Below are 24,228 nucleotides of genomic sequence, written 5' to 3' on the forward strand. Positions count from 1 at the left end.
AGCTGTCGTGGACATCCGTGTCGAACGCAATCACGTGACCACGACCGGGCTCAAGCACCAACGGGTGCCCGTCAGGGCCGGGTGGCGAACATGCCCGTGAACGTGGACCGCAGCACCGGCTGCCCGTCGCGGTCGCCCTGGGCGCGGATCTCCACCAGGCCGAGGTTGGGCCGGCTCCTGGACAGCCGTGCGGACAGCACTTCCAGCGAGAAGTCCAGTTTGTCGCCGGGGAAAACCGGCGCCGGCCACAGCAGGTCCTTGCCGCCGGGCGAGCCCTGCGAGGTGGAGTCGGCCAGCACGTGGTCCACGTACGCGCGCATCCACAGGCTCATGGTGAACCAGCCGGAGGCGCACAGGCCGCCCAGCACGGAGTTCCTGCCGGCCTCTTCGTCCAGGTGGAACGGCTGCGGGTCGAAGCGGGCGGCGAAGGCCAGCATCTCGTCCTTGTCGACGACGGCGCTGCCGAGCTCGATCACACGGCCGGTGGGAAGGTCCTCATAGGCGATCACTGCTCATTCCTACCCGATGGAGTGGAACCGAACGGGCCGAACGGGCGTCCGAAGCACTGACGTGCTCACCAGCGTGGAGGGATCGGCGTGCCAGTTGACCACCAGGGCGAAGTCGACCAGCTGATGGCCGACTACCGGCGCAGTCGGGAGCAGTTGGTAGCGGTGCAGCGGGGCATGGCCGCCATCCGCGAAACCGCGACCAGCCACGACGAACTGGTCACGGTCACGGTCGGGCCCAGAGGCACGCTGATCGACCTGGTCATCGACGAGCAGGCCTACCGGCGGCTGCGGCCGTCGGAGCTGGCCGAGCTGATCGTGCGCACCACCGACGTCGCGGTCGCGGGGGCGACCAAGCGCATGCACGAGCAGCTGGCCCCGGTGCTGCCGGCCGACGCCGACCCGGAGGCCGTGCTGTCCGGTCGGGCCGACGTCAGCGAGTCGGAGGTGGCGCAGGAGCCGGAGCGGCCCGTGCGAAAGTCTCGTGAGGACGACAGCTTCGAGAACCGCAACTGGCTGAGCGACGGGAGCCACATGTGAACACCGGCGGTTTCAGCACCGACGTCGACCGCGTCCTGGACCGGGCCGGTCAGCTCGACGGCCTGTCCGGCACCGCGCAGTCGATCTTCACCGAGCTGTCCGACGCGCTGGCCGCGGCCGGCGAGTGCTGGGGGAGCGACCAGGTCGGGCAGAGCTTCGCCCGCGGCTACACCGAGGCCGCCGAGGCGACGTTCGAGCTGGTCAAGGCGTTCCCGGGGCAGCTGACGGACGTCGGCGGGCGGCTGACCGAGCACGCGCACATCCACCGGGCGGTCGACACGGCCATCGCCACCGGACGTTCGGACTGAGGGGACTCAACCAGTCATGGGGATCACCCTGCCGGCCGACCTGGCCGAGATCGCCGGGCAGGTCGGCGTGCAGTGGCCGCAGGCCGACGAGACGGCGATGCACGCCGCCGCCCAGGCCTGGCGGACCGCGGCCACCAAGCTGACGACGCTGGCCAAGGACGCCGACCGGACCGCCAGCGACGCGTTCGGGGCGATGAGCGGCCAGGCCGCGGACGCCGCCGACGACTTCTGGGGCAGGTTCGTGCATGGCGAGAACGCCAAGTTCACGCAGGCCGTGAAGGGCTGTCTGGTCCGCCGCCGACCGGCTGGAGCAGGCCGCGCAGAAGATCGGCGCGGCCAAGGTGGACATCGTCCGCAAGCTGACGGCGGTGTCGCAGCACGCCGGGGCGGCCAACGCCGCGCCCGGCGACGTGTCGAAGGCCGGCCTGAACACGCTCCTGTCCGGGGCCGGGGCGGACATCAACGGCATTCTCGGCACCCTGACCTCCGACGTGAATCCCGCCGTGCTGGCTGCGCCCGTGGTGTCGGCCGATGCGCCGGCGGCCCTCACCGGCAAGGACAAGACGGTCGGGCCGGACGGCGGCCTGCTGGGGTTGTCCGCCGGCTTGCCGGACGTCGACTCGATCACGCCGGGCGCCCAGGTCGACCCGTCGCAGGTGCAGTACGACCCGTCGACCGGTCACTATGTCGACAAAACCACCGGCAACGTGATCGACCCGAAGACCGGTCTGCCGATGCTGCCGGGATCGGACGACGACTCGCCGACCGGCCAGTTCCCGGTCAAGACCGGGCAGTTCCCGGTCAACACCGGCCCGGCCGGGGCACCGCCGCCGGACAACTCGGCCGCGCCGACCGGGCCCGTGCCGCGGCACGTCATCGACGCCGCCGCGCCTGCTCCGAACTACGGCGGCGGGTATTCGCCGCCGCCCGTCTACTCGGATCCCACGCCGACCGGGCCGGTGCACGTGCCGCCGCCACACGCGCCGCAGGGGACGACCGTGCAGTCCGCCGCCGCGCCCGTCTACTCGCCCGCCGGCGCCCGAGGCGCCCACGTACCAGCCGCCATCTACCGGTGGCGGGGGCAGTTATTGGACGCCGCCGGCCGCGGACAACTCGCCCAGCATCGGCTCGGGGCCGGCACAGAGTGCGCCGCCGCCGGGGATGCCGGTGACCCGAGGGACCGTGCCGCCGGCCTTCGGTCAGCCGGGCGTTCCCGGGGCTCCGGGGCAGCCCGCGGTGATCCAGCCTGGCGCTCCCGGTGGTGCTGTTCCGGGCGGTCCTGTGGCCGGCGGGCCTGCTGTCGGGGGTTCGGTCGCCGGCGGCGCTGGGGGTGCCGCCGGTGGTGTTGTCGCTGGTCAGCCCGGTGCCGGCCAGTCCGGCGCTGGTGCTGGCTATGCGCAGCAGCCCGGAAACGCCGCCGGGGCCGCTGCCGTCGTGAACACGACGCGGCGTCCCGGCGACGTCGCCGGCGTCTACATCGACGACCATCGCGCCGCGGCCGCGGCCGTGATGAAGCCTGTGGTGAGGAAGCCGACCGTCGCGCCCGGGCTGTTCCTGGTCTACATGTTCCCTATCGGGCACATGCCCAATAAAAGCTCGCGACCCGCGCGCCAGCTGCCGCCACCGGCGGCCGAGGTCGACTACGCCGCTGGCCTGCGGTTTCCGCCGCACGACCACCCCGAGTCCGGGCTCATCCAGGCCCTCGGCTCGACGCGGGCCGAGGCGCCCGAACCGCGTGACGGCGACGAGCTGGCCGAGGGCTACGACCCGCTCGGCGGCGAGAACGAACGTGACTGGGACCGCCGGTTCCTCGTCCGCGCCGGCGCGGAGGACCGCCGCGCCGAGTACGCGTGGCCGCCCGGCGAGCTGTTCCCCGAGGGCGGCTGCGACGCCGGCGAGGCCGTGGTGCTCGAACCCGGCGTGGTCATCGATCGCTTCGGCACGCCCGAGGGACGCGTCTTCGGCGCCGAGGGCACCCCGTTCACCCAGCGCTCGCTGCCGCCCGAGCACCTCGATGCCGGCTACCGCCGGTACCGGGTGCTCGCCCCGCTGCCCATGTGGCAGACCATCAGCGCCGCCTGGTTCGGCCAGACCGGCGGCGGCGTCCGCTACCGGTCCGTCTATCCCGCCGCCGACCTCGTCGCGCTGGGCTTTCTGGAGGCTGTCGCATGAACGTCGAGTCGATCACCACGTGGCTCGAGACCGTCGGCGTGCCCGCCGAGGTGATCTCCGTCGGCACCGAGGCCGACAACGCCTGGTGCCTGCTGCGCGAGGAGCCCGTCGGCGAGGACAACGCCGTCACCTGGGAGGTGTTCTGGCGTGAGCAGGGCAATCGCTACGACTGGGCCCGCTTCACCAACGAGCAGGTGGCGTGCCACTACCTGTTCGGCCGCCTGACCTGGGCCCAGGTCGCCCGAGGGGCTGTGGGCGTGCTGCCGGCCGTGGCCGAGGCGGCGCCCGCTGCCGAGCAGGCGCCGCCCACTCCGGCCTAGCGAGCCAGCAGCCGCAGCGCGTCGTCGTGCAGAACGCCGTTCGTGCTCAGCGCCGAGCCGGCCGAATAGTCCGGCTTGCCCGACAGGTCGGTGAAGCGGCCACCCGCCTCGGTGACCAGGATCTGCGCGAACGCCACGTCCCACGGATTGACGATGGCCTCCGCGGCGACGTCCATCACGCCCTCGGCGACCAGGCAGTGCGACCAGAAGTCGCCGAACGCCCGGCTCTCCCAGCAGGCGTCGGCCAGCCGCAGGTAGGCCTCCCGCGAGTGGTACTGCGTCCACGCGCCGAGGTCCGTCGTCGTCAGATAGGCGTCGGCCAGGTCCGACACGCCCGAGACGGAGATCTTTCGCGGCTCGGCCAGCGGGTCCGACGTCCACGCGCCCTCGCCCGCCGCCGCCCACCAGCGGCGGCCCAGCGCCGGCGCGCTGCACAGGCCGACCTGCGGCAGGCCGTCCACCACCAGCGCGATCAGCGTGCCCCAGACCGGCACCCCGCGCAGGAAGTTCTTGGTGCCGTCGATCGGGTCCAGCACCCACGTCCGCCCAGGTCCGGCGCTGCCGCCGCGCTCCTCGCCCAGGATCGCGTCGTCCGGGCGCTCAGCGGCGAGCAGCTCCCGCACCGCGTCCTCGACGGCGATATCCGCGTCGGTCACCGGCGTTCGGTCCGGTTTGCGCTCTACGCGCAGGTCCCGAGCCCGGAACCGGGACAGTGTTATCGCATCGGCCGCGTCCGCCAGGCGCAACGCCAGCGCCAAATCAGCACCAAAGGTTGACACGGGTTGGATGTTGTCACGCCTAGGCTGAGCACGTGAGCGTGGTACTGCTGGCCGAGGACGACCCGGCGATCGCCGATCCGCTGTCGCGTGCCCTCAACCGCGAGGGCTACGCCGTGCACGTCGTCGGGGACGGGCCGGCAGCGCTGGACGCGGCCACCGCCGGCGGCGTGGACCTGCTCGTGCTGGACCTGGGGCTGCCCGGCATGGACGGGCTGGAGGTGTGCCGGAGACTGCGTGCCGGCGGCCGCAGCGTGCCGGTGCTGATGCTGACCGCCCGGGCCGACGAGGTCGACTTCGTGGTCGGGCTCGACGCCGGCGCCGACGACTACGTGGCCAAGCCGTTCCGGTTGGCCGAGCTGCTGGCCCGGATCCGGGCCCTGCTGCGCCGCCGCGCCCCCGGCACCGTCGAGGTCAACGGCGTGCGCATGGACCTGGCCGCCCGGCGCGTCACCGTGGACGGGCGTGAGCTCCAGCTGGCCAACAAGGAGTTCGAGCTGCTGCGGGTGCTCATGCAGCACGCCGGCCAGGTCGTGACCAGGGAGGACATCCTCTCCGACGTCTGGAGCGGGCCCGAGCTGAAGAGCAGCAAGACCCTCGACATGCACATGTCGTGGCTGCGCCGGAAGCTGGGCGACGGCTCGCCCAAGGCCGCCGAGCGCCGGATCGCCACCGTGCGCGGCGTCGGGTTCCGCTTCAACTCCGAGTAGCCGCATGCGCAAGAAGATCCTCCAGGCGATCCTGCTCGCGGTCGCCGTCACCGGGCTCGCGCTGGGCGGCCCGCTGGTCTACACGACCGTGCTGCTCGTCGAGGGCAACGCGCGGGCCCAGGTGCAGGAGAACGCCGCCCGCGTCGCCGACCTGCTCGACGAGCAGTGGGCCAAGTCGCGGGCGTTCGACCTCAAGGCGATCGAGATCGCCGTGCAGAAACAGGCCTACGTGCGGCTGACCGGCCCCGACGGCAAGGTCAGCACCCTGCGCTCGCCCATCAGCGGGGGCCAGATCTCGGCGTCCTCCAGCATCGTGCCGGCCGGCACCGTCGAACTGTCCATCTCGGACAGCGACATGCGCAGCACCCAGCTCAGCGAGGGCGGGCTGGTGCTGCTGCTGCTCGTGCTGTCCGTCAGCATCGGCACCGTCGTCGCCACCCTCACCGCCCGGCGACTGGCCGAGCCCCTCCAGCACGTAGCCGAGCGGGCCACCCGCCTCGGCGCCGGCGACTTCCGCCCCGACGCCCGCCGCCACGGCGTGCAGGAGCTCGACGCCCTCGCCGAGGCCCTCGACACCTCCGCCGCCGCCCTCGCGCAGCTCGTCACCCGTGAGCGTGAACTCGTCGGCGACGTCTCCCACCAGCTGCGCAGCCGGCTCACCGCCCTCCAGCTGCGGTTGGAGGCCCTGGCCATGCACCCCGACCAGGAGACCGCCGCCGAGGCCGGCGCCGCGCTTGAGCAGGCCGACCGCCTGGCCGAGGTCCTCGACGAGCTCCTCGCCGCCGCCCGCGCCGCCCGTGCCCTCGGCGCCGAGCCCCTCGACCTGGCCACCGAGCTGCCCACCATCGTCGAGGAGTGGCGTCAGCGCCTCCGGGCCGACGGCCGCTTCCTGCGCATGAAGGTGCCCGACACCCTCGTCGTCCGGGCCACCCCCGCCCGCCTGCGCGAGGCCATCGGCGTCCTGCTCGACAACGCCCTCCAGCACGGCGGCGGCACCGTCACCCTCACCGCCCGCACCGGCGAGGGCACCGCCGTCATCGAGGTCACCGACAACGGCTCCGGCGTCCCCGACGAGCTCGCCAGCCACATCTTCGAACGCGGCGTCTCCGGCCACGGCTCCACCGGCGTCGGCCTGGCCCTCGCCCGTGCCCTCGTCGACGCCGACGGTGGTCGCATGCAGCTGGCCACCCCCCGCCCCGCCACCTTCCTGATCTTCCTCCCCGTCCCCAAACCCGACGACGTCCTGGCCGGCGTAGGCTGGCGCGCCGACCCCGGCCCCCGCTGACCCCCGCGAGTCACGCTCTCCGGCACACCGAAATACGGTTTCGGGCAGGGACTTGAGCACATTGGCCCGAAAGATGTTGTCGGTTAGTCCGTTTAGCCTCATCGGGTGTCCGTCGCCCTGACCGCGTTCGCGGACGAGTCCTTCCAGGAGGACCCCGTCCACGGCTTCTACGTGCTCGCCGCCGCCGTCTTCCCGCCCGCCATCCATGACCAGGTGCGCGAGACCATGCTGGAACTACGGAGCAGGCTGCGTAGCCGCCGAGCCACGGACAAGCTGCATTGGAACCATCTCGATCCGTACCAGCAGGAAGCCGCGGCCAAGCAGGTCGCCGACATCGAGGGCTTCCACGTGGTCACGGTCGGCACGCCCGTGCCGCAGCGGCGGCAGGAACGGGCCCGTGCGATCTGCCTGACCCGGCTGGTCGGTGAACTACACAGCCTCGGCGTGACCGAGCTGGTCATGGAGGCCCGCGAGGCGGAGCTGAACCGGCGCGACGTGCATACGGTGATCGGCGCTCGCTACGGCTTGACCGACCGCCCCGAGTTCCGGGTCAGCCACCGGTTCGGCGCGGTGGATCCGCTGCTGTGGGCCGCCGACATGGTGGCCGGCGCGGTCCGCGCCCATCGACTGGGCCGGCCGGCTCCGCGTGACCTGCTGGACAACTGCCTGTACGAGATCACGATCGACACCGGGTGCGGACATGCGTAGAGCCAGGCTCCCGGTATGCCCCAGGTCACCTGGCTCTGCGTCTCGCCCGACGCCCAAGACGTCGAACTCCCACCCCCGACAATACCCCAAACGCCCTAGTCCTTCACCAACCGAGGGCGGGCGTTGGCGTCGGGGAAGACGAACTTCTTGAAGGCCCACCAGCGGAAGGCCATGGCCAGCAGGGTGCCGACGATCTGGGCGCTGACGAAGTCGGCGACCTGGACGCCGAAGGGGGTGAGGTGGTTGTGGTCGAGCAGCAGGACGTAGCGGGACACCCACAGGGGCACCGAGTTGAGGGCCACGCCGACGCCGCTGACCAGGAAGAACAGGGCGGCCTCGTGCGGGCGCTCGCGGCCGCCTCGGGTGCGGAAGGACCACTCGCGGTTGAGGATGTACGACACGATGGTGGCGATCAGCGTGGCGATGATCTTCGCGGTGACCGGGTGGGTCGCCAGGACGGTGGTCTTGAGCCCCAGGAAGATCGCCGTGTCGATGACAAAGCAGGTGCCGCCGACCACGGCGAACTTCACCAGCTCGCGGTGCTTGAGCGCGAACGACCGGAACGGCTCCGGCACGCGCCTGATGAGGGTTTCGCCTAGGGACACGTCGCCGAGTGTAGGGACGAAAACCGCAGGTGTCCGCCCGACCGGGCTAGGCCACCTGCGACGACCGGCCGTCCTCGTCGTCCTTGACGGCACGCAGGTGCGCGACGCCGCCGCCCCGCTCGGGGCGCACGTCGGCGTCGGGGAAGACGAACTTCTTCAGCGCCCACCAGCGGAACACCATGGCCAGCAGGGTGCCGACGATGGAGCCGAAGAAGAAGTCGGACAGCTCCTGCACCGGCATGCTGACGGCCGGCACCTGGAGCCCGAACACGTAGCGGGAGACCAGGGTCGGCATCAGGTTGATGCCCACGCAGATGGCGCTGACCAGGAAGAACAGGGCGGCCTCGTGGGCTCCCTCACGTCCGCCGCGGGTCTGGAAGGACCACTCGCGACTGAGCACGTACGACACGATCGTGGCGACCACGATGCCGATGGCCTGCGCGGTGATCGGCTTGGTGTCCAGCACGGTCAGCTTGAGGCCGTACCAGACCACGTTGGTGATGACGAACGTGGTGCCGCCGACGATGGCGAAGCGCACCATCTCGCGGTGCTTGATGATCAACGCGCGCAGGGGCGCCGGGAAGAACTTGAACACGAACCGCACGACGGACGACACGACCGCAGTGTACGAACAGCCGCCTGAGAGGGTTCATCCGGTCACCCTCAGTGCCCGATTGAGGCCGTTTGGGCAGGCTGTCGGCGTGCTGTCGGACCCGTCCGTCAGCAGTACGGCCACCGTGGGTCGAGCAGCGGCAGACACAGCCCGGGATCGCTGCGCGGAGGCGGCGGCGTGCTGGATGACGGGCTCGTCGTCTCCGGCGGCGGCGTGGTGGTCGTCGTCCGGGGCGGCGGCACGGTGGTCTGAGACGGCGGCGGCGACGGCTTGGTCGTCTGTGTGGGCGGCTTGGTGGTCGTCGGCGACTTGGTGGTCGTCGACGGGATCGTCGGCAGCGTCATGGACGTCGTCGGCGTCACCGGGTCGCCGGGCGGCAGCGGCACCGGCGGCAGCTCGCCACCGGGGTCGCAGTTCAGCGGCACGCTGATCACCTTGTGCGCGCTGCCCAGCGACGCGGCGATCTCCAGGGCGTCGTCGCGGTGGTGCCAGCGGAACACCCACACGCTGAACCGCGTGGTCTGCCCCCGCGCCAGGTCGAACTGGCAGTTGATCTGCTCGCCGTCCTGCTTGCACGGAGCGAGCGTGAACAGCCAGCCGTCCTTCGGCGCGTTCACGGTCACGGTGGCGGCGCCGGCGTGCGTGCTCCGGTTGGTCACGGACACGTCCACCCGCGGCGACCAGAAGTCGTGGTGCCACACCTGCGCCGTGAGGTCCAGGTCGTCGAGCTGACGGACCTGCACGACCACGTCGGTGAGCTGGATGGCCATGCCGGTGCCGGCCATGATCGAGCCGGTGATCTGGCCGCCGGTGGCGTCGAGCCCGGCGCTGAGCTGGAACCGGAAGGTCACGGTCTCGCCCGGCGCCAGCCCGGCGGCCGTGGCGCAGCTGATGGTGCCGGTGCCGCCGGTGCAGCTGATGGATTGCTTGCCGTCGGCGGCGAGCAGGTCCCTGGCCGCGAACGACTGCGGGCCGCCGGGCGCGGCGGTGACGCCGGGCGGCAGGTTCAGCGTCGCCGTGACCGGGTCGGACGGGCCGTTGCCGTTGTTGGTCACGGTGACCGGCAGCTCGACGGACGGCCCGCCTGGCACGAGGCTGATCGGCTGCCCGGGGACGGACGGAACGAGGTCCGCCTTCGGTGCGGGAGTCGTCGTGGTCGGCGGCGGAACGACCGGAGGCGGCGACGACGGACTGCTGGGCGTTGTCGAAGACGGCGGCGGCGACGTGGTCGACGACGGCGGCGGAGGCGGCGGCTGCTGAGTCGGCGAGACCGGCGCGGTCGTCGCAGTCGGGGGAAACCGGCGGTGACGAGGCGTTGGCGGTGATGGGCGTGCTCTGCCCCGACGTCAACGCCAGCACGACAACCGCGACCAGCGCGGCGGCGGAGGCGCCGACACCGATCATCTGACGCGGCACGGAGCTCGCAGCACCGGCAGCGCCGCCCGCACCAGCAGCGCCGGCACCGGCGGCGAGCACGGTCGCGGCCTTTGCCGTGGAGGCGCCGATGGTGGCGAGGTAGCCGGCGGCGCCGACGCCCAGCACCAGCGGCGCGATGACCGCGCGCAGGGCACCGTTCACATCGGCCAGCTCGGCGGCGAGGGCACGGCACCGTTCGCACTCGTCCAGGTGCGTCTCCACCTGGGCCGTCTCACGCTTCGACAGGCCGCCACGCGTCCACGCGCCGAGGCGGTCGACGGTCGCGCGGCACCGGTCGGCAGTGCTCTCCGCGAGGTGCACCTGGAGGTACGCCTGCCGCAGGCCCTCACGCGCCCGGTACGCCAGCGCGGACACGCCGTTCGCGGTCAGCCCCAGCAGCGGGGCGACGTCCGCGGGCGACATGCCCTCGATCTCGGTGTGCCACAGCACGGCCTGCCAGCGCTCGGGCAGCCGGGCGAACGCCTTCGCGGCGAGCGAGCGCTCCAGCCCGGACACGGCGGTGTCCTTGAACTGCACGCTGATGGCCTCGGGGCTGGCCACCGTGGTGACGTCCTCGGCCAGCTCCAGCTTGCGGTCCCGCCGCGTCTTGTCGTAAGCCGTGTGCCGCAGGGCGGTCAGCAGGTAGGCGCGAAACGCCGAATCGGGGCCGCGGCCGTCTCGCAGCGTGTCCAGCACCTTGGCGAACGCCTCGGCCACCAGGTCGTCCGCTTCTGCCGTCGAACGGGTGAGCTGGCGGGCCAGGTTGTAGGCAGCGCCGACGTGCCGCTCGTACAGCGAGCCGTACGCCTCCGTGTTCCCGCCGCGGACCGAGTCGATCAGTTCCGCGTCGCTGGGACCAGGCACATTCAGAGGAGCTGTTGCCACCGGTCCCCGCCTCCATCCCTGCTGAGGGGACACAGTGTGACGGAATCCCGGGCCCGCCGTCACGCCGGGAACCAATTCGGGTGAGGGGAACCGCGTCATGCCCCGGTTCGCGGACCGTCACAACATCGGGTCGACGGACGACCCGTCCGGAGTAGAGAGGAGCGCGGCGAGTGGTTGCGCGTTCTGCTGCCTCGTCACTGATCGGCCGAGACGATCACCGTGACGCGCTGTGCACACTACGGTCCCGGTGGCGCTCCGCGAGCCTGGCGTCCGGGTGGCCGTTCCCGAGCGACTGGGCGTTGGCCGAGGTCGACGAGGTGTGCGCGGCGGTGGTGACCGGGGCCGACCTGATCGAGGTGGCGCCGGCGCTCGGCCGGGCCCGGGCCAAGTCCGGGGCCGGTCTGGACGAGACGCTGCTCGACCTGGCCGCGCTGCACGCCGTGCTCACGTCCAGGGAGGCGTTGGTCTCTCCCGACCCCGATGCCACCCCGTCCAAGTTGCTGCGGGCGACCGCGCTCGGCTGGGCCGACGCCGCCGCCGACCAGCTCGGCACCCGCGAGGCCGTCGACGCCATGACCGGCATGACCACCACCTGCTACCTGCGTACCCGCCTCGGTGAGGTGTACCGCGACGACGCCGCCGACGACCACGTGCTCCTCTTGGTCGGTCTTGACCTGTCCGCCGTCGAGGGCTGGACCCGGTCGGTGGCGATGGTGCTGGTGGCCCAGGTGCTGCGCGAGGTCTTCCCCGGCGGCGAGACCGTGTCGCTGATCGGTCCCTCGGTGGCGGGCGTGCTGGCCCGGCGCGACGGGCGGATGAACACCCGCCTGGCCAGAGTGCGCTGGTTACTGGCCCGAAGACTGTCCGTCGACCCGCACCTGCACGAGGTCGGAACCCCCAGCGTGTGGCCGGAGATGCTGCCCGAGTGCCATCTCGAGGCCGGTGAGCTGCTCGCCCACCTGGGCGGCTGAAAGGCCCCGCGCGACCGGACGTCAAGCTCCCTGTCACGTCCGGTCGCGTGGTCCCTGGCACGTCCCAGCCCGGCTCGGCCCTCGGCCGAGCCGGGTTTTCTGCGCGCCCAAGCGTGTTAGTGTGTTAGTCGAGTGACACAATATCGGGCACGAGGGGATGCGACGTGGTCGAGTTCCGGGTGGACCGGGGCAGTGGCCTGCCGGCGTACCTCCAGATCGCGCAGCAGGTGCGTGAGGCGCTGCGGCTGGGCTGGCTGGCGCCGGGCGACCGGCTGCCCGCGGTCCGCGAGGTGGTCGCCACCAGCGGGGTGAACCCGAACACGGTGCTCAAGGCGTATCGCGAGCTGGAGTTCGCCGGGCTGGTGGAGGCCCGGCAGGGCGCCGGCACATTCGTCAAGGCCGGTCTGGGCACGGGCGACCGCGAGGCGCTCGGCCAGCTCTACGAGGAGCTGGCCGGGTGGCTGAGCCGGGCCCGCCAGGCCGGGTTGGAGGACGAGGACGTGTACGCGCTGCTGCGTACCGCTCTGGACCCGGACAGGGAGAGGGAATGACCGACGGCCTCGCGCTGGCCGCCCACGGGCTTGGCAAGCGCTACCGCGCCACATGGGCGCTGCGGGACTGTTCGTTCGAGCTGCCCGAGGGGCGGGTGGCGGCGCTGGTCGGCACCAACGGCGCCGGCAAGACGACGCTGCTCACCATGATCGCCGGGCTGCTCCAGCCGACCGAGGGCGAGGTGCGGCTGCCCCGCGGTGGCCGCGTCGCGTTCGTGGCGCAGGACAAGCCGCTCTACCGCAACTTCACGCCGCTGGACATGCTTCGCGTCGGCGCCAAGCTGAACCGCCAGTGGGACCAGGGGCGCGCGATCGACTGGCTGACCCGCTTCGACGTGCCGCCGGGCCGGCCCTGCGGCAAGTTGTCCGGCGGGCAGCAGGCGCAGGTGGCGTTCGCGGTGGCGGTCGGCTCCCGGCCCTCGCTGCTGGTGCTGGACGAGCCACTGTCCGATCTGGACCCGTTGGCCCGTCGCGCCGTCATCAACGAGCTGTTGACCGAGGTCGCGGACACCGGCATGACGATGGTGATGTCCACGCACGTGGTGGCCGAGCTCAGCGGCGTCGCCGATCACCTGCTGCTGCTCGCGGACGGCGCGCTGCTGATGTCCGGCGACGTCGACGACCTGTTGGCCGAGCATCGCGTCTATATCGGGCCGCGGTCGCCGGAGCCGCCGGTGCCGGGCCGGATCGTGCAGGCCAGCCACGCCGGCGGCCAGTCCACGTTCGTGCTGCAGGGCGACGCGCCCGTGGACGAGCCGTGGACGGTTCGGCCGGCCACGCTGGAGGAAGTGGTGCTGGCCCGGCTGTCCGCCGGCTGGACGGTGGCGGCATGACCTGGCTGACGTGGCGGATCGAGCGCGTCAAGGTGCTCGTCGGCGCGGCGCTGGTGCTGATCGCCGCGGCCGTGCTGCTGACCCTGAACGTGAACGGCCCGGTCACCATGACCGGCGCGCGGGTGGCCCTCACGCTCGGCCCGCCGGCCTTTGCCGTTGTGGTGGCGGTGTTCTGGGGCGCGCCGCTGGTGGCGCGTGAATACGAGCAACGCACACACCTTGTGCTGTGGTCCCAGGATCGCCCGGCGACGCGGTGGTTGGCGTTGCGCGTGGCACACCTGCTGCTTCCGGTAGTGGTGCTCATGTTCGTCGTGAACGTGGTGGCGCGGCTGACGCTGGATCGCATGCGTGGCACGGCAATCCAGGCCATGCCCGACTACGACCTGTGGCTGCCGTTGCAGCTGGCCACCGTGATCGCCGGGTTCGCGCTCGGGGTGCTCGTCGGCGTGTTGACGCGGAACGTGGTGCTGTCGATGGGAATCACGCTCGTCGCCTACGCCGCGCTGCGGCTGTACGTCGGCGTGATCGCCCGGCCCCATCTGCTGCCGCCGTTGCGGCTGCTCGACAAGGTGCGGCCGCTGGACGTGATGTTCGTGGCGGGCGGATACCTCGACCGTGACGGCAACGAGCTGGCGGCGTCGGCCGTGCAGTCGGTGTGCGTCGGCGAGCATCCGGTGATCGCCGCGCAGGACCAGTGCCTGGTGGCGCACGGCATCGTGCGCTCGTTCGTCGACATCCAGCCGGCGAGCCGGCTCACCGACCTCCGGCTCGTCGAGTTCGGGGGCTACGCGGTGCTTGCCATTGCGCTGCTGGCGGCGGCCTGGCTGGTGCTGCGCCGACGGGAGACCACCCGATGACCTGGCTCACCTGGCGTCAGCACCGGGCCGCGTTGATCGGCGCGGCGGTGTTCGTGGTCGCGCTGGGGCTGCTGATGATCACGTTCTGGTCGTCCGTGCAGGAGCTCAACGCCGCATGCGGCGAGCACGACTGCTGGATCGGCGTGGCTGGCGCGCTCGGCGGCCAGTTGGGGCACATCGACAGCGTGCTCACCTACGGGCCGCCGGTCCTGGCCGGGCTGGTCGCCGTGTTCTGGGGCGCGCCGATGCTCTCCCGTGAGTACGAGCAGCGCACCTATCTCGTCGCGTGGGGCCAGGACGTGTCGCCCGAGCGGTGGCTCGGCAGCCGCGCCGCGCTGCTCACCGGGGCGACGTTGCTGCTGGCCGTGCCGCTCGCGGCGATCAGCTGGCTGCTGGTCGGGGCCATGCGGGTGAGCGGCGTGTGGGGCAACGTCGGCCCGTACCAGACGCTTGAGCTGTGGCCGCCGATCCAGGTCATGCACGCGCTGTTCGGGCTGGCCCTGGGCGCGGCAGTCGGCGTGCTGCTGCGCCGGACGCTGCTGGCCATGGGCACCACGCTGGCCCTGTTCCTGGTGGTCCGGCTGGCCATCGCCACCACGGTGCTGCGGTGGCTGCCGGCGGAGCGGATGGTCGTGGGCATCGGGGACGCCGCGGCCCTGCCGTCGGGTGCGGGCCAGGTGTCGAACGGCTACCTGGACGCCGCCGGCAACCCGATCACGCCGTCCGTGGTCTGCGGCGATCAGCAGTGTCTGACCGAGCACGGCGCGCAGCACAGTTACGTCGACTACCAGCCTTTCGACCGGCTCGGCACGCTCAAGTGGGCGGAGGTGATCGCCTACGCGGTGCTGACCGTCGGACTGGCCGGACTGGCCTGGGCACGAGTGCGCCGCACCACACGGGTAGGCTGACCAAACCGTGGACTCTCGCACCGGTCTCCCCGTCGTCGGCATGGTGGGCGGCGGCCAGCTCGCCAGGATGACGCACCAAGCCGCGATCCCGCTCGGCCAGGCACTGCGTGTGCTCTCGGTCACCGCGGACGAACCGGCCCCGCTGGTCACGCCGGACGTCATGCTCGGCCATCACACCGATCTCCAAGCGCTCCGCGAGTTCGCCAAGGGCTGCGACGTGCTCACCTTCGACCACGAGCACGTGCCTACCGAGCACCTGCGCGTCCTGGTGGCCGAGGGCGTCAAGGTGTTCCCGGGCCCGGACGCCCTGGTGCACGCCCAGGACAAGCTGGTGATGCGCCGCAAGCTGGCCGAGCTGGAGCTGCCGATCCCGCCGTTCGCCGAGGTCAACTCGGTCGGCGACGTGCTGAGCTTCGGCGCGGCGCACGGCTGGCCCTGCGTGCTCAAGGCAGCCCGCGGCGGCTACGACGGCCGCGGCGTGTGGATGCTCAACCAGCCGCAGAGCGCCCACAACGTGGTGCCCGAGCTGCTGGAGGCCGGCACGCCGCTGCTGGTCGAGCAGTGCGTGCCGATGCGCCGGGAGTTCGCCGCGCTGGTCGCCCGCTCCCCGTTCGGGCAGGGCGCGACCTGGCCGCTGGTGCAGACCGTGCAGTCCGACGGCATCTGCGTCGAGGTGCTGGCCCCCGCGCCGGACGTGCCGGTCGAGGAGTCCGAGGCCGCCCAGGAGCTGGCCCTGCGCATCGCCGACGCGCTCGGCGTGGTCGGGGTGCTGGCCGTCGAGCTGTTCGACACCCGTGACGGCGTGCTCGTCAACGAGCTGGCGATGCGCCCGCACAACTCCGGCCACTGGACCATCGAGGGCGCCCGGACCTCGCAGTTCGAGCAGCACCTGCGGGCCGTGCTGGACTACCCGCTGGGCGCGACCGACAACGTCGCCCCGGCCGTGGTGATGGCCAACGTGCTGGGCGCGGCCGCCGCACCCAAGATGGGCGTCGACGAGCGGCTGCACCACCTGTTCGCGCGGTTCCGGGACGTGCACGTCCACCTGTACGGCAAGGCCGAGCGGCCGGGCCGCAAGGTCGGGCACGTGACCGTGCTCGGCGACGACATGACCGAGTGCCGGCGGCGGGCGACGCTGGCCGCCGGCTGGCTGGCCGAGGCCGAGTGGGCCGACGGGTACGACATCCACGGAGGTAAGTAGCGGTGGCGCTGGTTGGCGTGATCATGGGCAGCGACTCGGACTGGCCCGTCATGGAGGCCGCGACGCAGGCGCTGGCCGAGTTCGACGTGCCCTACGAGGTCAGCGTCGTGTCCGCGCACCGGACGCCGCAGCGCATGCTCGACTACGCCCGCGACGCCGCGGGCCGTGGTCTGCGGGTCGTCATCGCCGGCGCCGGCGGCGCCGCGCACCTGCCCGGCATGGTCGCCTCCGCGACCGTGCTGCCGGTGATCGGCGTGCCCGTGCCGCTGAAGTACCTCGATGGGATGGACTCGCTGCTGTCCATCGTGCAGATGCCGGCCGGTGTGCCGGTGGCCACCGTCTCCGTGGGCGGCGCGCGCAACGCCGGCCTGCTCGCGGTGCGGATCCTGGCCGCCGCCGACCCCGCGCTGCAGGCCCGGATGGCCAGGTTCCAGGCCGACCTGGAGCAGCTCGTGCTGGAGAAGGACGACGCGCTGCGACGCAAGGCACAGGCGCAGCTAGGTGAATGACCGCTAACATGCCTGTCAGCAACGTTGCTACTCGTTGGTAACAGGAGGCGTGCGGTGAACCCCGACTTCGGCACCTACCAGTTGGCCGAGGAGCACGAGGAGCTGCGACAGGCGATCCGTGCCCTGGCGGACAAGGAGATCGCGCCGTTCGCGGCCGAGGTCGACGACCAGGAGCGGTTCCCGCGCGAGGCGCTCGGCGCCCTGGTCAAGTCCGGCTTCGCCGCCGTGCACGTGCCCGAGGAGTACGACGGGCAGGGCGCCGACTCGGTCGCCACCTGCATCGTCATCGAGGAGGTCGCCCGCGTCTGCGCCTCGTCCTCGCTGATCCCGGCCGTGAACAAGCTCGGCACCATGCCGATCATCCTGGCCGCGTCCGACGAGCTCAAGCGCCAGGTGCTGCCCTCGATCGCCAGCGGCGAGGCCATGGCCTCCTACGCGCTGAGCGAGCGCGAGGCCGGCAGCGACACCGCGTCCATGAAGACCCGGGCCCGGCTCGACGGCGACCACTGGGTGCTCAACGGCACCAAGTGCTGGATCACCAACGCCGGCGAGTCCACCTGGTACACCGTCATGGCCGTGACCGACCCCGACGCCGCCAAGCCGTCCAACGGCATCTCGGCCTTCGTCGTGCACAAGGACGACCCCGGCTTCTCGGTCGGCACCAAGGAGCGCAAGCTCGGCATCAAGGGCTCGCCCACGCGGGAGATCTACTTCGAGGACTGCTCCATTCCCGCCGACCGGATCATCGGCGAGCCCGGCACCGGCCTCAAGACCGCGCTGCGGACCCTCGACCACACCCGCCCCACCATCGGCGCCCAGGCCGTCGGCATCGCCCAGGGCGCACTTGAGGCCGCCATCGGCTATGTCAAGGAACGCAAGCAGTTCGGCAAGGCCATCGGCGACTTCCAGGGTGTGCAGTTCATGCTGGCCGACATGGCCATGAAGATCGAAGCCGCCCGGCACATGGTCTACGTCGCCGCCGCCAAGGCCGAGCGGGGCGAGCCCAACATCGGCTTCATCACCGCCGCCGCCAAGTGCTACGCCTCCGACGTCGCCATGGAGGTCACCACCGACGCCGTCCAGCTCTTCGGCGGCGCCGGCTACACCCGTGACTTCCCGGTCGAGCGCATGATGCGCGACGCCAAGATCACCCAGATCTACGAGGGCACCAACCAGATCCAGCGCGTCGTCATGTCCCGCGCCCTCCTGCGCGGCTGATCCATCCTTTCGTGGCGCCTGCCCGGTCCCGGACGACCGGGCGGGCGTCGCTTCACTCCCGAGGGGCTCCTCGGGCCAGCTCGCCCGCGCAACCCAGGCAGCCCTCGGCCACCCCCTCCACCATGGCTCGACGGTAGGTACCGGGACGCCGGGCGACGGGGCGTTTGGGAGAATTCGGGCCGCTCGGTGTTCACTCAGCGCGCCCTTGAAGGTTCATCAGAGTCATCGGCTGAACGTTGCAAGGGTGGTGACGACGCTGGTGTCCTGGTTACGAGGGGTCATCACCAACTCGTAAGGAGTCCACTGTGGAACACGGGCGCAACATCGCCGGACTGCTGGCCCGCGTCGCCGTCGGAATCGTGCTGATCATGCACGGCTGGCAGAAGTTCTTCGAGTACGGCATCTCCGGCACGACCGCGAGCTTCGTGCAGATGGGCGTGCCGCTGCCGGGCGTCTCGGCGGTCTTCGCGGCGACGGTGGAGGTGGTCGGCGGCGCGGCGCTGATCGTGGGCATCGGCCTGCCGGTGGTGGGCCTGCTGATCGCGATCGACATGGCCGGCGCGTTCGTGTTCGCCAAGATGGGGGCGCCGCTGATCTCGCCGGCCGGCGGCCAGCTGGAGCTGGTGCTGCTGGTGGGCGGCCTGCTGGCCGGCTTCGCGGGCGGCGCCTACAGCCTGGACCGGTTCTTGTTCCGTGCCAAGGAGAAGGACGCCGTCACGCTGGAGCCGGCCTCGGCCTGACCGGCTGCTACTGCTTGATCAGGTCGATCGTGGTGCGCTCGGACTCGCGGCGCTTGGGCAGGGCGGCGACATCGAGGTTGCTGCACTGCACGAGCGAGGCACCGGCCGACAGTACCGACAACAGGCCGTCGACCAGCCCGTCCGAAGTGGACCAGTCCAGAGTGGACAGCACGCGGTCCTCGGGGCCGATCCCCAGTGCGGCAGCACGATCGGCGGCCGCGGCGACGAGTTCGTCCACGGTGGAGCCGTGGAAGGCCGGGGCGTCGCCGGAGACCTTGTCGTACGCGATGAAGTCGTCGCCGAAGATGCGGGACTCGACGAGGTAGTCCAGGCCGCCGTTGGGCGCGTCGCCGGAAAGCCCACGCCCCAAGGGATCCAGGGCGACAACGGCCACGGCATCGGCACCGGCGGCGGAACCCTCCGGACCGACGAAGGCGACGGCGGCGCCCTCGGACGAGCCGACGATGTGGGCCCCGCACCACCAAGCGCCGAGCAGGACGCCGATGGTCTGCCAATGTGCCGGCAGGTCAACGGAAACGGGGCTGCCGACCTCGACGTCCAGCTCGTCCCGCAGCCAGTTCGCGGTCTTGGCCGCCCAGTTCGCCGCGGTCGCCCGGGACAGCTCGATCCGGCTGCCGAGCGCGTCGTCGTAGTGGGTGACCAGCGGCTTGGCCGGCATCGACAGCAGCGGGGCGAACAGCCGTTCTGTGACGCTCATGTCCGCCAGCCTAGTTCACGCAGCGGGTGCCGTTCACGGTGATCGGAGCAGGCTCGGCGGCGTTCAACCGCACCGGCCCACGGGCGGCGAAACCGGACGGCGAACCGGACGCCAATCCGGCGACGAAGCGCTTCACGGCATCGCGGTCGACGACCACGACGCTCTGCCCGCGCTCGTTGCGGCCGTTGGAATTGACCACCGGGATCGTCACGAACTCGACGTTGCCGCCGGTGAGGCTCTGCGCCTGCTGCACGAAGCCCAGCACGTCCCAGCCCTGGTCGATCACCACCGACTTCTGCACGGCGGCGGTCAGCGCACCCATCCGGTCGGGGTCGAGCAGCGTGCCGGCCGACAGCACCTTCTTGGCCGCCGAGGCCAGGAACACCTGCTGCCGCACGATCCGGTCCAGGTCGCCGTGCGGCAGGTTCTCCCGCTGCCGCACGAACGACAGCGCGTTGCCGCCGGACACGTTCTGCGCCCCGGCCCGGAAACTGGCCCCGGAGTTGGGATCGCTGGTCGCGTGCAGCAGGCACACGGGCACGCCGCCGATGGCCTGGCTGAGCAGGTAGAAGCCGTAGAGGCTGACCTCGGCGTAGTGGTCGACGGTCAGCCCGGTCAGCTGCTGCACGCTGGTCACCAGCGCCTGCCGCCCGGCGGCGTCGGAATCCCGCTCGACCTTGGCCTCGTCGTGCTCGCCGGCCGCCCGCAACCGTTGCGCCGTAAGGTATTTCACCGCGCCGTAGGCGGAATTGATCTTGTCGGTGCGGTAGCCCTCGATCGGCACCTCGGTGTCACGCGGGATCGACACCGCGTAGCTGCGGCTGCCGTCCTTGGGAATGCGCAACAGGATCAGCGTGTCGGTGCTGAAACCGTCGTTGGCCTCGGTGCGCAGCTGACGCAGGATGTAGGCGGGCAGCGGATTGCCCTGGAGATCGGTCCGCCGGTCGTCGCCGACGAGCAGGATGTCGGTGGCGCCGTCGTCCTTGGGCGGGGCGTTGGTGGCCGTGGCGACCTGCGACAGCACCGGCGTCGTGGTCATGCCTTGCTGCACTTGGTCATGCGCGTTGCGGGCGACCGCCGCCGCGGCCAATACCAAGGCGGACGCGAGCGCCACAGACGTGCGACCGCACACCAGTGCGATCTTGCGTCCACGGCTGCCCATGCGGTCAGACTAGTTGACGCAGGGCACGCCCCCGGCGGTAATCGACGGACTGGTGGGGGTGGTGACGGCTGTCGTCGGGATCACGTACCTGGGCGCCATGCCGAAACCCTGCGCCCCGGGACCGGTGTAGTCCTGGCCCAAATACACCCGGATGTGTCCGGCCGGCACCGCGGAATCCGGCTCGGTGACGACCTTTCCGCCCAGCGCGGACGCGACCTTGTCGGCGTCGGCGGACGCGCCCGGGCCGTAGTGCACGGCCGAGATGGGCATGGTGGCGATGGTCAGGCTCTCGCCGCGGCGGAAACCATCGCGCACCAGCTCGTCCAGCACGGAGGCACCGAGGTTGGGGGCGCCCGCGCCGTCCCGCATGTCCACAGTGATCCGGTCGTTGCCGGGGGTAGTGGCGGCCGTGCCGGAGGTGGTGGTCTTCGACGACCCGCCGGCCCCGATCAGGCCGGTGACGAAGTCACGCACCGAATCCGGGTCGACCACGGTGACCGACTGGCCCTCCGCGGAGATCACGTTCTGCCCGGTGGGAATGGTCTCGAAACGCACGCTGCCGCCGACGATGCCCTGCAGCTGCTGCATGAACGTCAGCAGGTCCCAGCCGGAGCTGATCACCACCGACTTCTTGATCGCCTCGATCAGCGCGTTGAGCTTGGACGGGTTGACCAGGGTGTCGGCCGACAGCACCTTCTGCACCATGCCGGACAGGAAGGCCTGCTGCCGCACGATGCGGTCCAGGTCGCCGCGCGGCAGGTCGTAGCGCTGCCGTACGAAGGCCAGCGCCTGCCCGCCGCTGATCACCTGCTGCCCGGCCGGCAGGTCGATGCCGGAGCGGTACTCCTTGACCGGCTGGTTCAGGCACACCGTGACGCCGCCGATGGCCTGGCTGATCTCGTAGAAGCTGGCCAGGTTGACCTCGGCGTAGCGGTTGATCGTGACCGCGCCGCCGGTGAGGTCCTCAACGGTCTTGATCAGGTTCTTGCGGCCGGCCACCGCGGCCTGCTGCTCCAGGTCCGCGCCCTTCACGCCCTGGGCCGACAGGTCCGAGTAGGCGTCGTTGCGGGCGTAGGCGTAGGCCGAGTTGAGCTTGTGCTTGCCGTAGCCGCCGGCCAGCTGCACGTACGAGTCGCGGGGGAAGGAGATCGCCACCGCGCTGCGGCCGTCGGCCGGGATGTGCAGCAGGATCATGGTGTCGGTGTTGAGCTCGCCGTCGTTGGAACCGGCGTGCAGCTGGTCGAGCACGGCCTGCGGCAGCGGGTTGCCCTGGGCGTCGGTGCGGCTGTCCAGGCCGACGACGAGGATGTCCTGCGGGCCGTCCAGTCCGGGCACGGCCGTGGTGGTCGTGGCCGAGCCGGCCAGCGGCTGGTGCGACCCGAACACGTCGGTGGTGGTGATGCCGTTGCGGACCTTGTTGACCTCGACCCAGCCGTAGCCGCTGGCGGCCAGCACGACCGTGGACAACAGTGCGACGAGGGTCCGGCCGGTGATCTTTCCGGCCGTTGCCGCGCGCGATCTGTCCGCCGGCTCACGCATCGCGATCCTCCCCAATGCCGGAGATCGACATTAGCCGGACCTGCGTCGGCTCGCCGTGAACCGCCCACGGACGGGTGTATGTATCACAGATGCAAAGATTCTTAGAGACTGAGACGTACCTCCTCATGGCCTTCGAGCGGCCCCTTGTACTGTGGGCGGCATGCGAATCCTGGTCACAGGCGGGGCCGGCTTCATCGGGTCCAACTACGTGCGCAAGGTGCTCGGCGGCCAGTACCCGGCCTACGCCGACGCCGAGGTCGTCGTGCTGGACAAGCTGACCTACGCCGGCAACGAGGCGAACCTCGCCCCCGTCGCCGACAGCCCGCGACTGCGGTTCGTCCGCGGCGACATCTGCGACGCGGAGCTGGTCGGCAAGCTGATGGCCGGCACCGACGTGGTGGTCCACTTCGCCGCCGAGTCGCACGTCGACCGCTCCATCCTGGGCTCGGCCGACTTCGTGCTGACCAACGTGCTGGGCACGCAGACCCTGCTGCAGGGCGCGCTGGAGGCCGGCGTCGGCAAGTTCGTGCACATCTCCACCGACGAGGTGTACGGCACCATCGACGAGGGCTCCTGGCCCGAGACGTTCCCGCTGGAGCCGAACTCGCCGTACTCCGCGGCCAAGGCCGGCTCCGACCTGATCGCCCGCTCCTACCACCGCACGCACGGCCTGCCGGTCTGCATCACGCGGTGCTCGAACAACTACGGGCCGTACCACTTCCCGGAGAAGGTCATCCCGCTGTTCGTCACCAACCTGATCGACGGCAAGAAGGTGCCGCTGTACGGCGACGGCCTCAACGTGCGCGACTGGCTGCACGTCGACGACCACTGCCGGGGCATCCAGCTGGTGGCCGAGTCCGGCCGCGCGGGGGAGATCTACAACATCGGCGGCGGCACCGAGCTGACCAACAAGGAGCTCACCGAGCAGCTCATCGAGGCCACCGGCCGCGACTGGAGCTACGTGGAGCACGTGGCCGACCGCAAGGGCCACGACCGCCGCTACTCGGTGGACATCACCAAGATCTCCACCGAGCTGGGCTACGCCCCGCAGGTGCCGTTCGAGCAGGGCCTGGCCGACGTGGTGGCCTGGTACCGCGAGAACCGCGCCTGGTGGGAGCCGCTCAAGGCCCGCGCCGCCCTCCCGACGGGCTGAGCCGGTGACCCGCCTCGCCCTGCTGGTGCCCGGCGGCCGCGGCCAGCTGGGCAGTGACCTGGCCGCGCTGGCCGACCGGGTCGGGCTGCTGCATGCCCCCGGCTCGGCCGAGCTCGACGTCACCGACGTCGGCGCGGTCGACGACGCCGTGTCCTCCTTCGCCCTCGCGGCGCGGGACGCCGGCCTGAAGCCGGTGCTGGTCAACGCCTCCGCGCACACCGCCGTGGACGCGGCCGAGGGCGAGCCGGAGCGGGCCTACGCCATCAACGCCACCGGGGCCGGGCAGCTGGCCAAGGCGGCGGTGGCCAACGGCGTGCCGATGCTGCACGTGTCCACCGACTACGTGTTCCCGGGCGACGGCACCCGGCCGTACGAGCCGGGCGACCCCACCGGGCCGAAGTCGGTGTACGGCAAGAGCAAGCTGGCCGGCGAGCAGGAAGTGCTCGGGGCCGGCGAGCAGACGTGGGTGATCCGCACCGCGTGGGTGTACGGCGCGACCGGCGGCAACTTCGTCAAGACCATGGCCAGGCTGGAGGGGCAGCGGGAGACGCTGTCCGTCGTGGACGATCAGCGCGGCTCGCCGACCTGGTCCGCCGACCTCGCGGCCGGCCTGCTGGAGCTGGCGTCGGCCGTCGTCGGCGACAACGCGCCGTCGCAGCGGGTGCTGCACGGCACCAACGCCGGCAAACCGTTATGTTGGGAAAGTGTTACCGTTTTTTAACTTCGGCCATTATATTGGGGAAATTTGGGGGACCCATGCAGCACCTATGTCGTGCGCTAACGAGTCGTAATGCTTGTACCTGTGAAAGTAGAGGGCTCATCTCGTCAGCCTATGGAGGGCGACAGTCCAGCCCGTATTGAACAATGACAGGGGTGATACTGGCTCAAAAGCAACATAACAGTTATCAGCGCTAGTCTTGTCTTCAACAAGCTCATACAGTGAGGGCACAGAGCATCAAGAGTTATTAATTTCTGTCTTTACTGGTCATGGAACTAAGCACAAGTGGACCTCTTTCGCCGTTGT

Annotated in this window: 28 protein-coding genes and 2 pseudogenes; 20 read left to right on the forward strand and 10 right to left on the reverse strand. The window is 71.1% G+C overall.

What is annotated here, in order from left to right:
• Positions 1 to 71: 71 nt before the first annotated feature.
• The gene (locus KUTG_RS31430) at positions 72 to 509 is read right to left on the reverse strand and encodes a MaoC family dehydratase (protein WP_043721894.1); all 438 of its coding nucleotides are present in this window, start codon (positions 507 to 509) and stop codon (positions 72 to 74) included.
• A gap of 87 nt (positions 510 to 596) precedes the next feature.
• On the opposite strand from KUTG_RS31430, the gene KUTG_RS31435 reads away from it, so the two are divergent.
• The gene (locus KUTG_RS31435; protein WP_232241059.1) at positions 597 to 1,046 is read left to right on the forward strand and encodes a YbaB/EbfC family nucleoid-associated protein; all 450 of its coding nucleotides are present in this window, start codon (positions 597 to 599) and stop codon (positions 1,044 to 1,046) included.
• Positions 1,043 to 1,354 carry a hypothetical protein gene (locus KUTG_RS31440; RefSeq protein ID WP_052395618.1) on the forward strand — a complete coding sequence of 104 codons (312 nt, stop codon included), beginning with the start codon at positions 1,043 to 1,045 and terminating at the stop codon, positions 1,352 to 1,354. Before KUTG_RS31435 ends, KUTG_RS31440 begins: the two co-directional genes overlap by 4 nt.
• Positions 1,355 to 1,360: 6 nt before the next feature.
• Here KUTG_RS31440 and KUTG_RS31445 read toward each other — a convergent pair whose 3' ends face one another.
• Complete coding sequence (locus KUTG_RS31445) at positions 1,361 to 1,621, reverse strand: hypothetical protein (protein WP_043721897.1); 261 nt, start codon at positions 1,619 to 1,621, stop codon at positions 1,361 to 1,363.
• 991 nt (positions 1,622 to 2,612) lie between these two features.
• On the opposite strand from KUTG_RS31445, the gene KUTG_RS64100 reads away from it, so the two are divergent.
• Genes KUTG_RS64100 through KUTG_RS31465 form a run of 3 tightly spaced genes read left to right on the forward strand, consistent with a single transcriptional unit; the run spans position 2,613 to position 3,846 of the window.
• Positions 2,613 to 2,792 (forward strand): hypothetical protein, encoded by a 180-nt coding sequence (locus KUTG_RS64100; protein WP_043721900.1) that lies wholly within the window; start codon positions 2,613 to 2,615, stop codon positions 2,790 to 2,792.
• The gene (locus tag KUTG_RS31460) at positions 2,789 to 3,526 is read left to right on the forward strand and encodes a TNT domain-containing protein (RefSeq protein WP_052395619.1); all 738 of its coding nucleotides are present in this window, start codon (positions 2,789 to 2,791) and stop codon (positions 3,524 to 3,526) included. Before KUTG_RS64100 ends, KUTG_RS31460 begins: the two co-directional genes overlap by 4 nt.
• Entirely contained in the window at positions 3,523 to 3,846 is a 324-nt protein-coding gene (locus KUTG_RS31465) for a hypothetical protein (protein WP_052395620.1), read from the forward strand. Before KUTG_RS31460 ends, KUTG_RS31465 begins: the two co-directional genes overlap by 4 nt.
• Here KUTG_RS31465 and hisN read toward each other — a convergent pair.
• A complete protein-coding gene (gene hisN, locus KUTG_RS31470; protein ID WP_043721903.1) occupies positions 3,843 to 4,625 on the reverse strand; it encodes a histidinol-phosphatase in 783 nt (260 codons plus the stop codon). The genes KUTG_RS31465 and hisN overlap by 4 nt on opposite strands.
• Positions 4,626 to 4,657: 32 nt before the next feature.
• On the opposite strand from hisN, the gene KUTG_RS31475 reads away from it, so the two are divergent.
• From KUTG_RS31475 to KUTG_RS31485, 3 genes are all read left to right on the forward strand, one after another.
• The gene (locus KUTG_RS31475; RefSeq protein ID WP_043721904.1) at positions 4,658 to 5,332 is read left to right on the forward strand and encodes a response regulator transcription factor; all 675 of its coding nucleotides are present in this window, start codon (positions 4,658 to 4,660) and stop codon (positions 5,330 to 5,332) included.
• A gap of 4 nt (positions 5,333 to 5,336) precedes the next feature.
• On the forward strand, positions 5,337 to 6,617 hold the full coding sequence (locus tag KUTG_RS31480) for an ATP-binding protein (protein WP_043721906.1): 1,281 nt from the start codon (positions 5,337 to 5,339) through the stop codon (positions 6,615 to 6,617).
• Positions 6,618 to 6,722: 105 nt separating this feature from the next.
• Positions 6,723 to 7,325: a DUF3800 domain-containing protein gene (locus tag KUTG_RS31485; protein ID WP_043721908.1), complete on the forward strand. Its 603-nt coding sequence runs from the start codon at positions 6,723 to 6,725 to the stop codon at positions 7,323 to 7,325.
• Between the two features lie 95 nt (positions 7,326 to 7,420).
• Here KUTG_RS31485 and KUTG_RS31490 read toward each other — a convergent pair whose 3' ends face one another.
• From KUTG_RS31490 to KUTG_RS64105, 3 genes are all read right to left on the reverse strand, one after another.
• Positions 7,421 to 7,930, reverse strand: a complete 510-nt coding sequence (locus tag KUTG_RS31490) for a GtrA family protein (protein ID WP_052395621.1) — start codon at positions 7,928 to 7,930, stop codon at positions 7,421 to 7,423.
• A 46-nt stretch (positions 7,931 to 7,976) separates the two neighbouring features.
• Positions 7,977 to 8,471, reverse strand: a complete 495-nt coding sequence (locus tag KUTG_RS31495) for a GtrA family protein (RefSeq protein WP_084581400.1) — start codon at positions 8,469 to 8,471, stop codon at positions 7,977 to 7,979.
• Positions 8,472 to 8,650: 179 nt separating this feature from the next.
• Positions 8,651 to 9,634: a COG1361 family protein gene (locus KUTG_RS64105; protein ID WP_232241061.1), complete on the reverse strand. Its 984-nt coding sequence runs from the start codon at positions 9,632 to 9,634 to the stop codon at positions 8,651 to 8,653.
• A gap of 47 nt (positions 9,635 to 9,681) precedes the next feature.
• On the opposite strand from KUTG_RS64105, the gene KUTG_RS64110 reads away from it, so the two are divergent.
• Entirely contained in the window at positions 9,682 to 9,951 is a 270-nt protein-coding gene (locus tag KUTG_RS64110) for a hypothetical protein (protein ID WP_232241062.1), read from the forward strand.
• A 242-nt stretch (positions 9,952 to 10,193) separates the two neighbouring features.
• Here KUTG_RS64110 and KUTG_RS64115 read toward each other — a convergent pair.
• Positions 10,194 to 10,943, reverse strand: a pseudogene (locus KUTG_RS64115) (RNA polymerase sigma factor); the annotation flags it as partial.
• A gap of 71 nt (positions 10,944 to 11,014) precedes the next feature.
• Between KUTG_RS64115 and KUTG_RS31505 the strand changes: the two are divergent.
• From KUTG_RS31505 to KUTG_RS31545, 9 genes are all read left to right on the forward strand, one after another.
• On the forward strand, positions 11,015 to 11,815 hold the full coding sequence (locus KUTG_RS31505; protein ID WP_052395622.1) for a hypothetical protein: 801 nt from the start codon (positions 11,015 to 11,017) through the stop codon (positions 11,813 to 11,815).
• A 164-nt stretch (positions 11,816 to 11,979) separates the two neighbouring features.
• Complete coding sequence (locus tag KUTG_RS31510; protein WP_043721912.1) at positions 11,980 to 12,366, forward strand: GntR family transcriptional regulator; 387 nt, start codon at positions 11,980 to 11,982, stop codon at positions 12,364 to 12,366.
• A complete protein-coding gene (locus tag KUTG_RS31515) occupies positions 12,363 to 13,199 on the forward strand; it encodes an ABC transporter ATP-binding protein (protein ID WP_043721914.1) in 837 nt (278 codons plus the stop codon). Before KUTG_RS31510 ends, KUTG_RS31515 begins: the two co-directional genes overlap by 4 nt.
• Entirely contained in the window at positions 13,196 to 14,056 is an 861-nt protein-coding gene (locus tag KUTG_RS31520; RefSeq protein WP_043721916.1) for a hypothetical protein, read from the forward strand. The genes KUTG_RS31515 and KUTG_RS31520 overlap by 4 nt, the downstream gene beginning before the upstream one ends.
• Positions 14,053 to 14,964 carry a hypothetical protein gene (locus KUTG_RS31525; RefSeq protein ID WP_043721919.1) on the forward strand — a complete coding sequence of 304 codons (912 nt, stop codon included), beginning with the start codon at positions 14,053 to 14,055 and terminating at the stop codon, positions 14,962 to 14,964. Before KUTG_RS31520 ends, KUTG_RS31525 begins: the two co-directional genes overlap by 4 nt.
• A 7-nt stretch (positions 14,965 to 14,971) precedes the next feature.
• The gene (locus KUTG_RS31530; protein WP_043721922.1) at positions 14,972 to 16,165 is read left to right on the forward strand and encodes a 5-(carboxyamino)imidazole ribonucleotide synthase; all 1,194 of its coding nucleotides are present in this window, start codon (positions 14,972 to 14,974) and stop codon (positions 16,163 to 16,165) included.
• Positions 16,166 to 16,188: 23 nt separating this feature from the next.
• The gene (gene purE, locus KUTG_RS31535; protein ID WP_043731280.1) at positions 16,189 to 16,674 is read left to right on the forward strand and encodes a 5-(carboxyamino)imidazole ribonucleotide mutase; all 486 of its coding nucleotides are present in this window, start codon (positions 16,189 to 16,191) and stop codon (positions 16,672 to 16,674) included.
• A gap of 54 nt (positions 16,675 to 16,728) precedes the next feature.
• Positions 16,729 to 17,892 (forward strand): acyl-CoA dehydrogenase, encoded by a 1,164-nt coding sequence (locus KUTG_RS31540; protein ID WP_043721923.1) that lies wholly within the window; start codon positions 16,729 to 16,731, stop codon positions 17,890 to 17,892.
• Positions 17,893 to 18,197: 305 nt separating this feature from the next.
• A complete protein-coding gene (locus tag KUTG_RS31545) occupies positions 18,198 to 18,632 on the forward strand; it encodes a DoxX family protein (protein WP_043721926.1) in 435 nt (144 codons plus the stop codon).
• A 7-nt stretch (positions 18,633 to 18,639) separates the two neighbouring features.
• On the opposite strand, the gene KUTG_RS31550 is transcribed toward KUTG_RS31545, so the two are convergent.
• The 3 genes from KUTG_RS31550 to KUTG_RS31560 are packed head-to-tail and all read right to left on the reverse strand — an operon-like array spanning position 18,640 to position 22,051.
• On the reverse strand, positions 18,640 to 19,350 hold the full coding sequence (locus tag KUTG_RS31550; protein ID WP_043721927.1) for a TIGR03089 family protein: 711 nt from the start codon (positions 19,348 to 19,350) through the stop codon (positions 18,640 to 18,642).
• Positions 19,351 to 19,360: 10 nt separating this feature from the next.
• A complete protein-coding gene (locus tag KUTG_RS31555; RefSeq protein ID WP_052395623.1) occupies positions 19,361 to 20,512 on the reverse strand; it encodes an LCP family protein in 1,152 nt (383 codons plus the stop codon).
• A gap of 9 nt (positions 20,513 to 20,521) precedes the next feature.
• Positions 20,522 to 22,051: an LCP family protein gene (locus KUTG_RS31560; protein WP_043721928.1), complete on the reverse strand. Its 1,530-nt coding sequence runs from the start codon at positions 22,049 to 22,051 to the stop codon at positions 20,522 to 20,524.
• A gap of 160 nt (positions 22,052 to 22,211) precedes the next feature.
• Here KUTG_RS31560 and rfbB point away from each other — a divergent pair, with 160 nt between their 5' ends.
• On the forward strand, positions 22,212 to 23,204 hold the full coding sequence (gene rfbB, locus KUTG_RS31565; RefSeq protein ID WP_043721929.1) for a dTDP-glucose 4,6-dehydratase: 993 nt from the start codon (positions 22,212 to 22,214) through the stop codon (positions 23,202 to 23,204).
• Positions 23,205 to 23,208: 4 nt separating this feature from the next.
• Positions 23,209 to 23,892 (forward strand): annotated as a pseudogene (locus KUTG_RS31570) (NAD(P)-dependent oxidoreductase); the annotation flags it as partial.
• Positions 23,893 to 24,228 lie beyond the last annotated feature (336 nt).

The sequence above is a fragment of the Kutzneria sp. 744 genome, assembly GCF_000568255.1.
In the GTDB taxonomy this organism is placed as follows: Bacteria; Actinomycetota; Actinomycetes; order Mycobacteriales; family Pseudonocardiaceae; genus Kutzneria.

Bases quoted from the DNA above. Each gene is read 5' to 3' on its own strand.
- KUTG_RS31515 (WP_043721914.1), top strand. From the start codon at position 12,363: ATGACCGACGGCCTCGCGCTGGCCGCCCACGGGCTTGGCAAGCGCTAC.
- KUTG_RS31560 (WP_043721928.1), bottom strand. From the start codon at position 22,051: ATGCGTGAGCCGGCGGACAGATCGCGCGCGGCAACGGCCGGAAAGATC.
- purE (WP_043731280.1), top strand. From the start codon at position 16,189: ATGGGCAGCGACTCGGACTGGCCCGTCATGGAGGCCGCGACGCAGGCG.
- rfbB (WP_043721929.1), top strand. From the start codon at position 22,212: ATGCGAATCCTGGTCACAGGCGGGGCCGGCTTCATCGGGTCCAACTAC.
- KUTG_RS31520 (WP_043721916.1), top strand. From the start codon at position 13,196: ATGACCTGGCTGACGTGGCGGATCGAGCGCGTCAAGGTGCTCGTCGGC.
- KUTG_RS31550 (WP_043721927.1), bottom strand. From the start codon at position 19,350: ATGAGCGTCACAGAACGGCTGTTCGCCCCGCTGCTGTCGATGCCGGCC.
- KUTG_RS31495 (WP_084581400.1), bottom strand. From the start codon at position 8,471: ATGGTGCGCTTCGCCATCGTCGGCGGCACCACGTTCGTCATCACCAAC.
- KUTG_RS31555 (WP_052395623.1), bottom strand. From the start codon at position 20,512: ATGGGCAGCCGTGGACGCAAGATCGCACTGGTGTGCGGTCGCACGTCT.
- KUTG_RS31465 (WP_052395620.1), top strand. From the start codon at position 3,523: ATGAACGTCGAGTCGATCACCACGTGGCTCGAGACCGTCGGCGTGCCC.
- KUTG_RS31480 (WP_043721906.1), top strand. From the start codon at position 5,337: ATGCGCAAGAAGATCCTCCAGGCGATCCTGCTCGCGGTCGCCGTCACC.
- KUTG_RS31525 (WP_043721919.1), top strand. From the start codon at position 14,053: ATGACCTGGCTCACCTGGCGTCAGCACCGGGCCGCGTTGATCGGCGCG.